This is a genomic window from Bradyrhizobium sp. (assembly GCF_028868675.1).
Taxonomy (GTDB): Bacteria; Pseudomonadota; Alphaproteobacteria; order Rhizobiales; family Xanthobacteraceae; genus Bradyrhizobium.
Map to the genome: position 1 here is coordinate 1 of NZ_JAGWUA010000112.1, position 15,881 is coordinate 15,881.

At 66.8% G+C, this 15,881-nt stretch carries 10 protein-coding genes and 1 pseudogene; 4 read left to right on the forward strand and 7 right to left on the reverse strand.

Annotated elements, in window-relative coordinates; genetic code table 11:
* The 3 genes from KGM94_RS15635 to KGM94_RS15645 form a co-directional block, all read right to left on the reverse strand.
* A partial coding sequence (locus KGM94_RS15635; protein WP_300260770.1) for an efflux RND transporter permease subunit occupies nt 1-2,361 on the reverse strand: 2,361 nt, incomplete at its 3' end.
* Between the two features lie 258 nt (nt 2,362-2,619).
* Nucleotides 2,620-3,864, reverse strand: a complete 1,245-nt coding sequence (locus KGM94_RS15640; protein ID WP_300260773.1) for an efflux RND transporter periplasmic adaptor subunit — start codon at nt 3,862-3,864, stop codon at nt 2,620-2,622.
* 149 nt (nt 3,865-4,013) lie between these two features.
* A complete protein-coding gene (locus KGM94_RS15645) occupies nt 4,014-5,429 on the reverse strand; it encodes a CoA transferase (protein WP_300260776.1) in 1,416 nt (471 codons plus the stop codon).
* A 76-nt stretch (nt 5,430-5,505) separates the two neighbouring features.
* Here KGM94_RS15645 and KGM94_RS15650 point away from each other — a divergent pair, with 76 nt between their 5' ends.
* Both KGM94_RS15650 and KGM94_RS15655 read left to right on the forward strand, forming a co-directional pair.
* Nucleotides 5,506-5,793 (forward strand): hypothetical protein, encoded by a 288-nt coding sequence (locus KGM94_RS15650; protein ID WP_300260779.1) that lies wholly within the window; start codon nt 5,506-5,508, stop codon nt 5,791-5,793.
* A gap of 170 nt (nt 5,794-5,963) precedes the next feature.
* A complete protein-coding gene (locus KGM94_RS15655) occupies nt 5,964-6,734 on the forward strand; it encodes an SDR family oxidoreductase (protein WP_300260783.1) in 771 nt (256 codons plus the stop codon).
* 170 nt (nt 6,735-6,904) lie between these two features.
* On the opposite strand, the gene KGM94_RS15660 is transcribed toward KGM94_RS15655, so the two are convergent.
* The 3 genes from KGM94_RS15660 to KGM94_RS15670 are packed head-to-tail and all read right to left on the reverse strand — an operon-like array spanning nt 6,905 to nt 12,637.
* Complete coding sequence (locus KGM94_RS15660) at nt 6,905-10,357, reverse strand: error-prone DNA polymerase (RefSeq protein WP_300260786.1); 3,453 nt, start codon at nt 10,355-10,357, stop codon at nt 6,905-6,907.
* A complete protein-coding gene (locus KGM94_RS15665; RefSeq protein WP_300260789.1) occupies nt 10,354-11,955 on the reverse strand; it encodes a DNA polymerase Y family protein in 1,602 nt (533 codons plus the stop codon). The genes KGM94_RS15660 and KGM94_RS15665 overlap by 4 nt, the downstream gene beginning before the upstream one ends.
* Nucleotides 11,846-12,637, reverse strand: a complete 792-nt coding sequence (locus KGM94_RS15670; RefSeq protein ID WP_300260794.1) for a DNA repair protein — start codon at nt 12,635-12,637, stop codon at nt 11,846-11,848. Before KGM94_RS15670 ends, KGM94_RS15665 begins: the two co-directional genes overlap by 110 nt.
* Before the next feature lie 166 nt (nt 12,638-12,803).
* Between KGM94_RS15670 and KGM94_RS15675 the strand changes: the two genes are divergently transcribed.
* On the forward strand, nt 12,804-14,207 hold the full coding sequence (locus KGM94_RS15675) for a UdgX family uracil-DNA binding protein (RefSeq protein ID WP_300260797.1): 1,404 nt from the start codon (nt 12,804-12,806) through the stop codon (nt 14,205-14,207).
* Nucleotides 14,208-14,322: 115 nt separating this feature from the next.
* Here the strand turns inward: KGM94_RS15675 and KGM94_RS15680 are convergent, their stop codons facing one another.
* Nucleotides 14,323-15,495: a M20 aminoacylase family protein gene (locus KGM94_RS15680; RefSeq protein ID WP_300260799.1), complete on the reverse strand. Its 1,173-nt coding sequence runs from the start codon at nt 15,493-15,495 to the stop codon at nt 14,323-14,325.
* 133 nt (nt 15,496-15,628) lie between these two features.
* On the opposite strand from KGM94_RS15680, the pseudogene KGM94_RS15685 reads away from it, so the two are divergent.
* Nucleotides 15,629-15,881: pseudogene (locus tag KGM94_RS15685) on the forward strand (GMC family oxidoreductase N-terminal domain-containing protein); the annotation flags it as partial.

Here is a 15,881-nt window from a genome sequence, read left to right on the forward strand (position 1 = left end):
GTTCTGGATCGCCTCCGCGCTCTTGCGGTATTCGGGCGCGAGCCGCACGATGATCGGGAAATGCCGGTCGCTGCCGGGCTCGTAGAGATCGCCCGCGGAATCGCCGCCGACCGCCACCTTGATGGTGGCATTGATGTCGCCCGGCGAGAGCCCGTAGCGCGCGGCGCGGGCGCGGTCGATGTCGATCTGGATGGTCGGCTGGCCGAGCGAAGTGAACACCGCAAGGTCGGTGACGCCCTGCACGGTGGAGAGCACCTGCTTGATCTTGTTGGCGGTGTCGGTCAGCGAGCGCAGGTCGTTGCCATAGAGCTTGATCGAGTTCTCGCCCTTCACGCCGGAAACCGCTTCGGAGACGTTGTCCTGCAGGTATTGCGAGAAGTTGAATTCGACGCCGGGGAATTTCTCCTGCAGCTGCGTCAGCAATTGCGCGGTCAGCTCTTCCTTCTCGTGGGTGCCCGGCCACTGGCTGACCGGCTTGAGCGGCGCGAAGAATTCGGCGTTGAACAGGCCTGCGGCGTCGGTGCCGTCGTCGGGGCGGCCGTGCTGCGACACCACGGATTCGACCTCGGGCCGGCGGCGGATCAGCTCGCGCATCTCGTTGACGTAGGTGTTGCCCTCCTGCAGCGAGATGGTCGGCGGCAGCGTGGCGCGGATCCAGAGGTTGCCCTCCTCGAGCTTGGGCAGGAATTCGAGACCGAGCAGCCGGCCGAGCGCCAGCGTCATCACGACCAGGCCGACGGCGCCGCCGAGCACGATGTTGCGGTTGTTGACCGCCCAGTGCAGCACCGGCGTGTAGATCCGGTGCAGGAGCAGCATGATCCGCGTCTCGGTCTCATGCACGTGCGAGGGCAGGATGATCGCGCTCAGGGCAGGCGTCACCGTGAAGGTCGCCAGCAGGCCGCCGGCGAGCGCGTAGGCGTAGGTGCGCGCCATCGGCCCGAAGATGTTGCCCTCGACGCCGGAGAGCGTGAACAGCGGCAGGAACGCCGCGATGATGATTGCCGCCGCGAAGAAGATCGAGCGCGACACGTCGGCGGCGGCGCTGAGGATGGCATGGCTCTTCATGCCCATCATGGTCTCGGGCGAAAGGTGCTCGAACTCGCCGGGCGGCGTGGTCTGCGTCAGGCGGCGGAAGATCGCCTCGACCATGATGACGGTGGCGTCCACGATCAGGCCGAAATCGATCGCGCCGACCGACAGCAGATTGGCGGACTCCCCGCGCAGCACCAGGATGATCACGGCGAAGAACAGCGCGAACGGTATGGTGGCGCCGACGATCAGCGCGCTGCGCAGATCGCCGAGGAAGATCCACTGCAACAGCACGATCAGCAGGATGCCCACCACCATGTTGTGCAGCACGGTGTGGGTGGTGAGGTCGATCAGGTCCTTGCGGTCGTAGATGCGCTCGATGTGCACGCCGGGCGGCAGGATGCTCGAACCGTTGATGGCGTGGACGAGCTGCTCGACGCGCTTGATGGTCGGGGTGCTCTGCTCGCCGCGGCGCATCAGCACGATGCCCTGCACGATGTCGTCGTCGTCGTCGAGGCCGGCGATGCCGAGCCGCGGCTTCTCGCCGACCGTGACGGTCGCGACGTCCTTGACCAGCACCGGATTGCCGCCGCTCTGCGCCACCATGGTGTTGGCGAGATCGTCGATCGAGCGGATCAGGCCGACGCCGCGCACCACCGCCGCCTGCGAGCCGATGTTGACCGTGTTGCCGCCGACGTTGACGTTGGAATTGCTCACCGCCTGCAGCATCTGCGGCAAGGTCAGGCCGTTGGCGATCAGCTTGTTGAAGTCGACCTGCAGCTCGTAGGTCTTGGTCTTGCCGCCCCAGCCGGTGACGTCGATGACGCCGGGCACCGCGCGGAAGCGGCGCTGCAGGATCCAGTCCTGGATGGTCTTGAGGTCGAGCACGCTGTAGTTCGGCGGCCCCACCAGGCGGTAGCGGAAGATCTCGCCGATCGGGCTCAGGGGCGAGATCTGCGGCTGCACGTTGCCCGGCAGCGGCGCGAGCTGCCCCAGCCGGTTCAGGACCTGCTGCAGCGCCTCCTCATAGGTGTAGGCGAACGAGAACTGCAGCTTGATGTCGGAGAGGCCGTAGAGCGAGATGGTGCGGATGGTCGTGAGGTTCTTCAGCCCCGCGACCTGGGTTTCGATCGGGATCGTGATGTAGCGCTCGATCTCCTCGGCCGACAGGCCGGGGCTCTGCGTCACGACGTCGACCATCGGCGGCGTCGGATCGGGATAGGCCTCGATGTTGAGCTGGTTGAACGCGATCAGGCCACCGATCAGGACGGCGGCGAACATGCCGACCATCAGGAAGCGGCGGTTGACGGCGAGGGTGACGAGGCGATCCATTCAGGTCAACAGCGTTCTCCCTTTCCCCGCTTGTGGGGGAGAGGGCATAGGCGGCCTCCGGCCGCCGTGTTGAGGGAAAGCGCCGATGCGCAGCGCCGGCTTTCGTGAGGGGGAGTCTCCACGAAGACGGCGTGAGCTGGACTCGCAGAGAGTCCCCCTCACCCGGATCGCATCTCCGTTGCGATCCGACCTCTCCCCGCAAGCGGGGCGAGGTGAAGCCGGCCGCGGAACGACTGATGAAATCAAACCCATCATGCGTCAGCTGCCGGACGCCGCGCGGTCGATGAACAGGCTGCCCTTGGTGACGATGTGCTCGCCAGGCTTGAGGTTGCTCGTGACCTCGACGAGGTCGCCGTTAACGAGACCGATCTTGATGTGCCTGAGCTCGACGGACTTGTCATCGCGCGCGACCCAGATCCGGACGTGGTCGCCCTCGTAGATCAGGGCCTGCTTGGGCACCGCGGGCGCGGCGCGGTCGCCCGCGGAATAGATGGTGACGTTGGCGAACATCTCCGGCTTGAGCAGCCCGTCCCTGTTGTCGATGGTCGCGCGGACCAGGAGGCGCCGCGTCGCCGGATCGATCGCGGCGGCGACGTAGTTGATGCGCGCGGTCAGCGGCCGGCCCGGCAGCGCCATCACGTTGACCGAAATCTCCTGCCCGACGCTGACCAGAGCAGCATCGCTCTCGCGCACGAAGGCGGTCAGCCATACCGTGGAGAGATCGCCGATCACGAACACGGGATCGCTGGCGCCGGCGGCGACATACTGGCCGGGCCCGATCTTGCGCTGCACGACGGTGCCGGAGATCGGCGAATAGATCGTGATCTCCGGATTGATGCTGCCCTTCTCCTCGAAGGTTTTGACCGCCTGGTCGGTGAAGCCGAGGATGCGCAGCTTGTTGCGCGCGGCCTCGAGCGCGGTGCCGGACGAGCGCAGGTCGTTGTGCGCCTGGACCTGGTTGGCCTCGGCCTGCTGGTAGTCCTTCAGCGGAATGGCGTGGCCCTCGTAGAGATCCCTGGCGCGCTTGAACTGGATGTCGGCGAGCTCGTCCGCCGACTTCGCCTTGTTCTGCGCCGTCATCGCCGCGATGAAATCGTTCTGCGCCTGCACGGTATCGGCGGCCTCGATCGTGAACAGCGGCTGGCCCTGCTTCAGGCTTTCGCCGGGCTTGGCGAGCAGCTTGGTGACGCGGCCGGCATAGGGCGAGAACACCGGCGTCGAGCGGTCCTCGTCGACGGCCACCTTGCCCTCGGTGACGTACTCGGCCCGGAAAGTCCTGGTCTTGACCGGCTCGATCGTCAGCGTCGCCCATTCGGACGGAGTGGGGGTGAAGTTCTGCGCGTTCCTGCGCGATTGGCTGGAGATTTCCGAATGGTCCCTCTCCTTGCCGCCCGTGGAGAGCAAGCCATAGGCCGCGCCCCCGGCGAGTGCCAGCAAGGCCGCGGCGAGGATCAGCCGTTGCCTGCTAAGCATCTGCAATCGCTTGATATTCTTGGCTACCATGAGGCCCGGTCGTGTCCGCGATGATTCCGGCAAACTGACTGCCTCATCGGTCGCGCTAATAGTGCCGAATTGATCGTTCAAACAACCTAAAAAACGCGGGAATGCCTGCGGTTTGCGTTAAAAAATGGAAACATGCCGCAGCGCACGCATCAGGCCCGCGCGGGCCATTGCGGCGGGTGGCTGCCGAGCGGCATCGCCGGCCGCGCCCACCGCGCCGGCGTCCTCGACAACAGCGCCGAATGAGTCACGGCCTTCAGCGTGCCGAAGCCGGAGGGCATGGTCGCGATGAACGAGCGATGTACGGCCTCGCCGCTGAGGTCCTCGCTGTTCAACCCGTCGGGGAGGCGGCCGAGGGCCCACAACCAGCGACCGGTCTGCGCCAGCGACACCCGCACGTGCCAGCTGCCGCCCTCGCGCGCCTGCCGCACCTTCGCCATCATGGCGCCGAACGCCATCAGATAGCCGGTGGCGTGGTCGAGCATCTGCGCCGGCAATTCCTTCGGGCCGTCGATGCCGGCGGCCCGGCCCTCGGCGTGATTGAAGCCGGTCGCGGTCTGCACCAGCGAGTCGAAACCGCGCCGCTCCGCCCAGGGACCGGCATGGCCATAGGCCGACAGCGTGACGTAGACGATGCCGGGACTGATCCTCGCCGCATCCTGCGGCGAGAAGCCGAGCGCGGCGAGCGCGCGCGGACGATAGCCCTGCGAGAAGACGTCGGCCTCCGCGAGCAGGCCGCGCAGTTGCGCCCGCCCCTCCTCGCGCTTCAACTCGATTGATGTGGTGAGCTTGCCGCGCCCGGTGTCGATGGTGAGCCAGGGGATCGCCGGCAATTCGGGACCGGAGACCAGCAGCACGTCCGCGCCGTGGGCGGCGAGCGTGCGGCCCGCGACGGGACCTGCGATCACCCGCGACAGGTCGAGCACGCGCAGGCCCGACAGCGGACGGTCGCCGTTCGGCCGATCTTCCTTGGGCCACGGTCTTGGCGGGGCCTCGCCGATCTTCTCGATCGCGATCAGCGGCAGTTCGGCCAGCGCGCGTGCCTGCGGCAACGCCGACCACTCGTCAAAGGAACGCATCAGCGCGACGACGCCGCCGGCGGCATAGGCCGCCGTCTCGAACTCCTCGCCCTTCCACTGCATCAGCGCAGCCTGTACGGCATCGCGCTCGGCCTTGCAGGCGAGCACCCTGCAGACGGCGTCGCGATGATGCGGAAAGTTGGTGTGGCAGCGCACGAAGCGGCCGTCGCCGGTCCTGTAGACGCCGGCGATGACGTCCCAGGCCGGCGGCGGCGGCCTGTCGTCGACGCGCAGGTAGCGCTCGGAACGGCATTCGGCCGCCGCGTGGCGCATGTCGACCGAGACGTCCTGCGCCTCGCCGCTGCGCAGCCGCCAGATTTCGGCGGCGGCGAGGCCCGCGGCGGCGACGCTGACCTGCGCGGCGGCTGCGACGCGGAACGACGACGGCAGCTGCGGCTCCTCGCCGGTCAGCCGCACACGATCGAGCGCGGCAACATCGCCGCCGACCGAAGTCCAGACATCCCCGAGGATGGCGGCGGGACTCTTCATCGCCTCTCTCTCGCTTTTTTGGTCCGGCATGGTCATGCTCCGGCTTCCAAAATTCACGATCACGGAAGGGAATGCAATGGCTGCCATCGATCCCCTGACCGCGGGCGCCGTGCTGCTCGCGACCGCCGCGACCGACGCGGTCTATGTGATGTTCACCTCGGCCGTGGTGGCGCGCAAGCGCTTTCCGGCCGCGAGCTGGAGCGCGATCTGGTACCTGCTCTCCTCCTACGCCGTGATCAGCTACACCGAGAACGCGACCTACGTCGCCTTCGCCGCGCTCGGCTCCTGGATCGGCGCCTATGCCTCGCTGACCTTCCTGCACCGTCCGCCCGGCGGCCCGCCCGTGGGCGCCGCGCCGGAGTGAATGGCGCCGCGCTGCGCCGTCATTGCGAGGAGCGTGAGCTCCGAAGCAATCCAGACCGTCACCGCGGACACAGTCTGGATTGCTTCGCTTCGCTCGCAATGACGATGTGGGGGCTTCTGCGCTTCTGCTGAAGCAGCTAAACTGCGCGCGATCAACAAGGACATTCAAAAATGGATCTCGGCTTGAAGGGACGGAACGCGGTGGTGCTGGGCGGCACGCGCGGCATCGGGCGGGCGATTGCGGCCACGCTTGCCGGCGAAGGCGCCAATGTCGCGGTCTGCGCGCGCAACGCCGACCAGGTCGCCGCTACCGTCGCCGAATTGAAGGCGAGCGGCGTACGCGCAACCGGCAGCGCGGTCGACGTCACCGACGGCGCCGCGCTGAAGATCTGGATCGACGGCGTTGCCAGGGAATTCGGCGGCATCGACATGCTGTTCTCCAATGCCGGCGCCATGGCGCAAGGCGGCGACGCGGCGTCGTGGGAGCAGAATTTCCGGCTCGACGTGCTCGGCGCCGTGCATGCGTTCGAGGCGGCGCGTCCCTTCCTCGAGGCCAGCGGCGAGACGACGGGCGATGCGGCCGTCGTCATCATCTCCTCGATCTCGGCGGCACAGGCGGACGCCGCGAGTTCCTACGGCCCGATCAAGGCGGCGCTGATCCACATGGCCAAGGGGCTGGCGCGGCAATATGCGGGCAAGAAGATCCGCGTCAACGTGGTGTCGCCGGGCACGGTCTATTTCAAGGGCGGCGTCTGGAACATGGCCGAGCAGAACATGCCGAAGCGCTACGAGGATGCGATGCGTCGCAATCCGCTCGGCCGCATGGCGACCCCGCAGGAGATCGCGAACGCGGCCGTGTTCCTGGCGAGCCCGGTGTCCTCGTTCACGACCGGCTCGAATCTCGTCGTCGACGGCGCGATCTCGAACCGGGTGAATTTTTGAGGCTGTCGCTGTCTGTCCCGTCATCCTGAGGCGCGAGCCATGCGGTGCATACGCACCGCATGGCGAGCCTCGAAGGATGAACGGCCCCGCTGGTGGCCGCCGCCCTTCGAGGCTCGCTTCGCGAGCACCTCAGGGTGACGGTGAGAGATGGAGACTCGCAGCAGCCATCCTCAATGAAAATCCCGTGACGGCGGCAGGATGCGGACGTTGCGGGGGTGGCGGATTTTCTGCGCGGGCGCATCCGCGCGGTCGCGGCGGTCGTCGTCGAGCGGCTCGATCGAGGCGAGGCCGTCTGGCACCCTGGGCTTGCGGCCGAGCGCGTCGTCGGCAAGCCCGATCAGATCGTGGGAGCGGTCGATCATGCGCTGCGCCACCAGATGGGTCACCTGCTCCGGGCTGCTCTGGATGTAGCCCTCGACCAGCACGAGGCGCGCGCCCATCACCTCCTTGCGGTACTGCTCCATCACCTTCGGCCACACCACGACATTGGCGATGCCGGTCTCGTCCTCCAGCGTCATGAACACCACGCCCTTGGCGCTGCCCGGCCGCTGCCGCACCAGCACCACGCCGGCGCAGCGGACGCGGCGCCGGTCGTTCTCGTGCGAGACGTCCCTGCAGGCGACGACGCGCTCTTTGGCGAACATCTCGCGCAAGAATTCCATCGGATGGCCCTTCAGCGACAGACGGATGGTCTGGTAGTCGGCGACGACCTGCTCGGGCCGCGGCATCGCCGGCAGCGGCTGGGCCTGCTCGTCGGGTTGCTCGCGCGCGCGCGCGGCTTCGAACAGCGGCAGCGGTGCGTCGTCGGGCAGCCGCCGCACCTGCCACAGCGCCTCGCGGCGGTCGAGCCCGAGCGAGCGGAACGCATCGGCATCCGCCAGCAGGATCAGCGCGCGCTTGGGCAGGCCGGTGTCGCGGGCGAAATCCTCCAGCGAGGCGAACGGACGGCGGTTGCGCGCGGCAACGATGCGGTCGGCCCAGTCCGTTTTTTCTTCATCTAACACCGGCAGCGGCACCACATCTCTCCCAGAGGGAGAGGTGACCTGAGGTCCCGGCGAGGCCGTTTCAATCAAGGAAGGCGCATCCCGGAATGACGACTGGCCGGCCTTCAGCCGCTCCTCATCCTCGTCGCGCCAGTGAAAGCCGTCGATCTGGCGGAAGCCCAGCCGCACGGCGCAGTATTTGCCGCTCGCGTTCTCCAGCGTGTTCTGCGCGAAGCTATGGGAGACGTCGATCTCGCGCACCTCGACGCCGTTCTTGCGGGCGTCGCCGACGATCTGCGCCGGCGCGTAAAAACCCATCGGCTGTGAATTCAACAAGCCGCAGCAGAACGCGTCGGGGTGATGATACTTGAGCCACGATGAAATGTAGACGAGCTGGGCGAAGCTCGCGGCGTGACTCTCCGGAAAGCCGTAGGAGCCAAAACCCTTGATCTGGTCGAAACAGCTTCGGGCGAACTCGGCATCATAGCCGCGCGCGACCATGTTGCCGATCAGCTTGTCCTCGTATTTGCCGATGGTGCCGACGTTGCGGAAGGTCGCCATCGAGCGGCGCAGGCCGTTGGCCTCCTCGGACGTGAATTTCGCCGCCTCGATCGCGATCCGCATCGCCTGCTCCTGGAACAGCGGCACGCCCAGCGTCTTGTGCAGCACCCTGTAGAGCTCGTCCGCGGGACCGTGATCGGACGACGGCGACGGGTAGCTCACCTGCTCCTGCCCGTTCCGCCGGCGCAGATAGGGATGCACCATGTCACCCTGGATCGGACCAGGCCGCACGATCGCGACCTCGATGACGAGATCGTAGAAGGTCCGCGGCTTCAGCCGCGGCAGCATGTTCATCTGCGCCCGGCTCTCGACCTGGAACACGCCGAGCGACTCCCCGCGGCACAGCATGTCGTAGACTTTCTTATCGTCCTGCGGGACGGTTTCGAGCTTCCAGCGCTCGCCCTTGTGCTGGTGGATCAGGTCGAAGCACTTGCGGATGCAGGTCAGCATGCCCAACGCCAGCACGTCGACCTTCATCATGTTGAGCGCGTCGACGTCGTCCTTGTCCCATTCGATGAAGGTGCGGTCCTCCATCGCCGCGTTGCCGATCGGCACATAGGTGTCGAGCCGGTCCTGGGTCAGGACATAGCCGCCGACATGCTGGGAGAGATGGCGCGGGAATTCGATCAGCTCGGCCGCGAGTTCGACCGCGAGGCCGATCATGGGATTTTTGGGATCGAGGCCGGCCTGCCTCACCTGCATGTCGTTGAGGCCCTTGCCCCAGCTTCCCCACACGGTGTCGGCGAGGGCTGCGGTGACGTCCTCGGTCAGCCCGAGCGCCTTGCCGACGTCGCGGATGGCGCTGCGCGGGCGATAATGGATGACGGTGGCGATGATCGCGGCGCGGTGGCGGCCATAGCGGCGATAGGCATATTGCATCACCTCCTCGCGCCGCGAATGCTCGAAATCGACGTCGATGTCGGGCGGCTCCAGCCGCTCCTTGGAGATGAAGCGCTCGAACAGCAGATCGACCTTGGTCGGGTCGACCGAGGTGATGCCGAGCACGTAGCAGACGGCCGAGTTCGCCGCCGATCCCCGGCCCTGGCACAGGATGTTCTGGCTGCGCGCGTAATGCACGATATCGTGCACGGTGAGGAAGTAGTGGGCGTATTTCAGCTCGGCGATCAACGCGAGTTCCTTGTTCAGGGTGGCGCGGAGCCTGTCGTCGATCTCGCCGCCAAAATATTTCTGGACACCCGCCCAGGTCAGGTCCTCCAGATGCTGGTGCGCGGTCTTGCCCGGCGGCACCGGCTCGTCCGGATACTGGTATTTGAGCTGGTCGAGCGAGAAGTCGATGGCGTCGGCAAAGCGCATGGTCTGCGCGATCGCCCCGGGGAGATCGCGAAACAGCCGCGCCATCTCCCGGGGGTCTTTCAGAAAGCGTTCGGCATTGGCCTCGAGCTTCCGTCCCACCGCCTCGATCGTGGTCTTTTCCCGGATGCAGGTCAGCACGTCCTGCAGCGGACGGCGCGCGGGATGGTGGTAGAGCACCTCGTTGGTCGCAAGCAGCGGCACGCCCGCCTTGACCGCGAGATCATGCAGCCGCGCCAGGCGGCGCTTGTCGTCGCCGCGATAGAGCAGGCTTGCCGCCAGCCACACGCCCTCGGCGCGACTCGTTTTCAGCCGGCCGAGAACATCCAGCGCCTTGGCGGCGTCGAAACGATGCGGCAGCGTCAGGACCAGGAGCTGTCCTTCGGCAAATTCCAAGAGATCGTCGAACGCGAGATGGCACTCGCCCTTTTCGATCCGGGTGATGTCGTCGCCGCGCTTGCCCCTGGTGAGAAGCTGGCAGAGCCGTCCGTAGGCCGCGCGGTCGCGCGGATAGACCAGGATGTCGGGCGTGCCGTCGATGAAGACGATGCGCGCGCCGATCAGAAGCTTCGGCCGATAAGGCAGCTCGGAATTGTCGAGCTCCTTGTAGGCGCGCACGACGCCCGCGAGCGTGTTGTGGTCGGCGATGCCGATCGTGGAAAGGCCGAGCCGAGCCGCCTGATGCACATAGGCCCGCGGATCCGATCCGCCGCGCAGGAAGGAAAAATTGGTGGTGATGCCGATCTCGGCATAGTCGGGCGCCGTCATGCGAACAGCCCGTGCACATACCAGCCGGCGGGAACGGGCTTGCCGCCGTCATCCACGAGCTCGCTGTCGTAGAGACCATCGCGAAAGATCCAGAAGCGCAGGCCCTCGGCATCCTCGACCCGAAAATAGTCCCGCGTCAGCTGCTTGCCGTCCCGCCTCCACCATTCCATCGCGATGCGCTCGGGTCCTTCCACCCGCACCACCGCATGCAGTGCGCGGCGCCAGGTGAATTGATGCGGCGGTCCGTCCGGAACGGTCGCGAACGGCACCTTGATCGGCTCCGGCCGCTCGAACAGGCGAAGCGGGCGCAGCGGCGGCTCGCCCGCGCAGCGCACGGACCATTCGGCCTGCGTGGCGGCGGCGAGATGATGCTGCGCCGGCGCGGCCAGCACCGCGCGCTCGGGGATGTGGGTGTCCTGCGGCAGGTGCACGACGACGCGTTTTCCGCCGATGCGCGCGGCGATGCGGTCGATCAGCGCGGCGAGCTCGTCATTGTCATGAACGGAGGCATCGAGATCGCGCTGCTCCTGCACCACGATCTCGGTGCGGCTCGCCGACAGGCGGACCATGTCGAAGCCGAAACCAGGATCGAGGGGATCGGCGAGCGCATCCAGCCGTTCGCGGAACAGCCGGTCGATGACGGCGCCGCGCGTCACGGGCCGCCCGGTCTCGACCGCAATCGAACGCACCGCGCCGTCGGTGCGGAAGAACGACGCCTCCAGCCGCCGCGCGCCCTTGCCTTGCTTCTCCATCGAGGCAACCAGCGTCTCGGCGAGCCGCGACAGCGTCATCGCGATCATGGTGTCGGTCGCGATCGGCTCGGCAAAGCGCTTTTCCACGATGTAGTCGGGCAAGGGCTTTCGCGGATTGATCGGCGCATCGCCCTCGCCCAGCGCCTGCGTCAGCAGCGTGGAGAACCGCGCGCCGAAACGCGCGGTGATCTCGTGCGGGGCGCGCAAGGCGACATCGCCGATAGTCTTCAGCCCGGCGCGGCGCAGCCCCATGGTGATGGCCTCGTCGGCGCCGAGCGCGGAGACCGGCAGCCGGCTCACCGCCTCGGCCTCCGCTCCGTCGGCGACGATGGTGCCGGAGGCCTGGCGCGTCAGCGTGCGCGCGCAGATCGAAGTCCCCGCGATCGCGGCACTCACCGCAAAACCCTGACCGGCCAGCGCGCGGATGAGCGCCTGCAACAGCGCCGCTTCACCACCGAACAGATGCGCGCAGCCGGTGATGTCGAGGAACAGGCCGTGCGGCGGATCGAGCGCCACCAGCGGCGTGAAGCGGTCGCACCAGTCGGCGATGTCGCCGAGCGTTTTGGCGTCGGCCGCGACATCGGCGTCGTAGACTTTCAGCTCCGGACAGATCGCGCGCGCATTCGCCAGCGGCTGGCCGATATGCAGTCCGAAGCGCGTCGCCGCCTCGTCGAGCGCGTAGACCACGAGCGCGTTGTTGTCCTTGGCAACGACGATGCCTGGTTCATCGCTCGTTCTACCCTGCGCGCCGCCGCTCACCGATAAGAGCCGCTTGATGCGGTCGATGGGAAGGCGCGGCAGCCACAGATTGAGGATACGCCGACGGTTCACTGAACAGGCACTCATCACATTTCCATTCCATGATCCATCGCCCGACCGGGCCATGACGATTGCGAACGAGCTCGGCGTCGAACCGGGGCGCGCCCCAGACGATCCCCGCCGCGCCCGGCGGCGAATGCGCCGCGCGCAGCATCCATCTCGTCTCGGCGGTCGAAGGCGACGGGGTTGCGGCCATCCGCAGCAAGAGCCCCGTGACGCCCGAGGCTTGCGCGGCGAGCGTGAGCTTGCGGCTCGCCACCAGATCGAATTGTTTCGTCTCGCCCCAGAGCTCGAGCACGACCGCGCCGAGCGCGTCGCAGGCGAGCGCGTCGGCAGCGCTCCGCAAGCTCGCCTCCACGCCGGCGGCGCGCACCGTCACCACGCGGCGGGGATCGAGGCCAAGCTCGGCGAGCCCGCTCATCGACAGCGCACCCGCTTCGAGCTCCGAAAAATCCTGTCGCACCCACAACAGCGGCCGGCGTGCCGTAACCCGGCCGACGAGGCCCGTCACGAACCCCGTGGCGGCCGTGCCCTGCCGTCCCTCGCAAAACACTTCGTGGATCGCGGCCCGCGCCAGCCCGCCCTGCAGCGCGCTGTCGACGTCCGGGTGGCCGAGCGCCACGCGATCGCGACGATGCGCGGCATCCGGGGTTTCGATGCGCTCGATCTGGCCGCGCAAAGCTGCAAGCGCGCTCATGCGTGCGCTCATGCTCGCCGCTCCCTGAAGAGATGGTCGCCGGAGGTCGTCGAAAACCAACGACCGGCTGGCTCATTTGTTCATGATATGTTCTAATATAAAGCTAACAGGCCCATGAGAGTCAACCGAATTGGCGTGCCTGCAGATTCATGAGCGGAATCAAGAGGATTCAACTGCCATGTACCTCATCACCCTCGATGGCGAAACCGACTTCGACGGCTGGCGCGCCGCCGCACGTTCGCTCGCGCTGCATCGGGTCGTGCCGGCCGAGGTGAACTGGAGCGTGAAAGGTCACGTCAACGGGCATGCGCCGTCCGGCCTGTTCGAACCGTCCGTTCTTCCGCCGTTCGACATGGCCGACAGCACCTTCAACGTGCCGGCCAATTTCATCAGCCTCGCGCGCGCCGCGATCCTCAATCGCGACAGCGAACGCTTTGCCCTGCTCTATCGCCTCTTATGGCGGTTGAAGACCGATCACGATCTGCTTGCCACGATGACCGATTCCGACGTGGCCGCGGCTACCGCGATGGCCAATGCCGTGCATCGCGACATCAGGCGGATGCGGGAGGTCGTCCGTTTCCGCGAGATCGGACGCGAGCGGAAGGCGCATTACGCCGCCTGGTTCGTGCCGGAGCATCACATCGTCGAATTCGCCGCGCCGTTCTTCGCACGCCGCTATGCCGACATGCCCTGGTCGATCCTCACGCCTGACGTCTGCGCCCATTGGGACGGCCATGCGATCACGTTCACGCCGGGGATCAGCCGGACGGAAATGCCGACGGCAAACCGGCTGGAGGAGACCTGGCGTCACCATTTCCAGCCGTACCGGCCGACCCAGGCGGAAACGCCGAAAGAAACGTCAGGAAAGCATGGACGGAACCTCGCGGAAGCCTCGATACTTGAGCCCCTGCTCGCAGATGCCGCACGCTGGACCGGCGGAACGATGCGCCCACGTCCGGAGACGCCGATGAAACGCAAGACCGATCTGGACACGCTCCGCGAGGACGCCGCTCATTGCCGCGCCTGCCCGCTGTGGAAGGACGCCACCCAAACCGTGTTCGGGGAAGGTCCGGCGAATGCGACCATCATGCTGGTCGGCGAGCAGCCCGGCGACAAGGAAGACCTCGCCGGCAAGCCCTTCGTTGGGCCGGCCGGCCTGATGCTCGACCGCGCGCTGGAGGAAGCCGGCGTCGACCGCAGGAAGGTCTACGTCACCAATGCAGTGAAGCACTTCAAGTTCTTAGTCCGCGGAAAGATCCGCCTGCACCAGAAGCCGAGCACGCCGGAGATCAGGGCCTGCCGGCAATGGTACGAGCGGGAGCTCGCGGCCATCCAGCCCGCCCTCGTCGTTGCGCTCGGCGCCACCGCCGCGCAAAGCGTGTTCGGCAAGATCACGCCGATCGGCAGGACTCGCGGCCGGCTGATCGATCTTTCCGAAGGCTGCAAGGCGCTGGTGACGGTGCACCCGTCCTATCTGCTGCGGCTGCCGGACCCGGAGTCGAAAGAGCTGGAATACAGGCGATTCGTCGACGATCTGAAGATCGCGGCCGGCCTGCAGAAGAACTCAGCGCGCGCGGCGTGAGGCTCTTCATACGTGACGCGTGACGCGCCATGGCCGGGCATAGCCGTCCGAAGGACGGCGTCGCTTCCGCTCCGCCTATGTCCGGCCATGATGACGAGCTGAGAGAGCCCGCGTCTTACGACGCCGCGAGTTGGCTCTCCACGAGCTTGATCCAGTAGGACGTGCCGTAGACGATCGCCTCGTCGTTGAAATTGTAGGCGGGGTGATGGAGCCCGGCGCTGTCGCCATTGCCGCAGAAGATGAAGGCGCCGGGGCGCGCTTCCAGCATGTAGGAGAAATCCTCGCCGCCCATCAGCGGCGGCATCTCGTGCACGTTGGCATCGCCCGCGACCTGCTTCGCCACCCGCCGCGCCACCTCGGTCTGGCCGGCATGGTTGTTGGTGACGGGATAGTTGTTCTTGTAGCGCAGGTCGATCCTGGCGCCGGTGATCTGCGCGACGCCCGCCACCACTTCGCGCACGCGCTTCTCGACGAGCTTGCGCACCTCAGGGGTCAGCGTGCGGATGGTGCCGCGCAGCTCCGCGGTCTGCGGAATGACGTTGCGGGCATTGCCGGCGTGGAATTCGCAGATCGAGATCACGGCGGAGTCGAGCGGATCGACGCTGCGCGCGACGATCGACTGCAGCGCCGTGATGATCTGCGCGCCGACCAGCACGGAATCGACGCATTTGTGCGGCCGCGCCGCATGGCCCCCGAGGCCTTCGATCAAGATGTCGACCTCATCGGTCGCCGCCATGATCGGCCCCTGCCGGATGGCGAAGGAGCCGACCGGAATGCCCGGGCCGTTGTGCATGCCATAGACCTGCTCGATGCCGAAACGCTCCATCAGCCCGTCCTTGACCATGGCCGCGCCGCCGGCGCCGCCCTCCTCGGCCGGCTGGAAGATCACGACCGCGTCGCCGGCGAAATTGCGGGTCTCGGCGAGATAGCGCGCCGCGCCCAGCAGCATCGCGGTGTGGCCGTCATGGCCGCAGGCATGCATCTTGCCCGGCGTCTTCGAGGCGTAAGGCAGGTTGGTCTCTTCCTCGATCGGCAGCGCGTCCATGTCGGCGCGCAAGCCGATCACCTTGAGATCGCCGCCCGCCGGCTGCTTGCCCTTGATCACCCCGACCACGCCGGTCTGGCCGAGGCCGGTGACGACCTGGTCGCAGCCGAACTCGCGCAGGCGATCGGCCACGAATGCTGCAGTGCGGTGGACGTCGTACAGCAATTCGGGGTGCTGATGGATGTCCCGCCGCCAGGCCTGGATGTCCGGTTGAAGGTCGGCGACGCGGTTCACGATGGGCATGGAGGGTCTCGAGCTTTCGGTTGGGTGGAATTTGCCCTGTCTAGCATGCATGGCGCGTTCCACCCAGCCCGCAGGCCGCTGTACAGGAATGCACGGCAAGGCTATGGCCTTTCGAAAAGGCTCCGGGTGACCAGTGATGAAGCGTCTCGAGGGTGAGTTTGACTATATCGTGGTCGGCGCGGGCACGGCCGGCTGCATCGTCGCCAACCGGCTGTCGGCCGATGCGGACAAGCGGGTGCTGATCCTCGAGGCCGGCGGCGACGACAACTGGGTCTGGTTTCACATCCCGGTCGGCTATCTCTTCGCCATCGGCAATCCGCGCTCGGACTGGATGTTCAGGACCGAAGCCGAGCCCGGGCTGAACGGCCGCTCGCTCGCCTATCCGC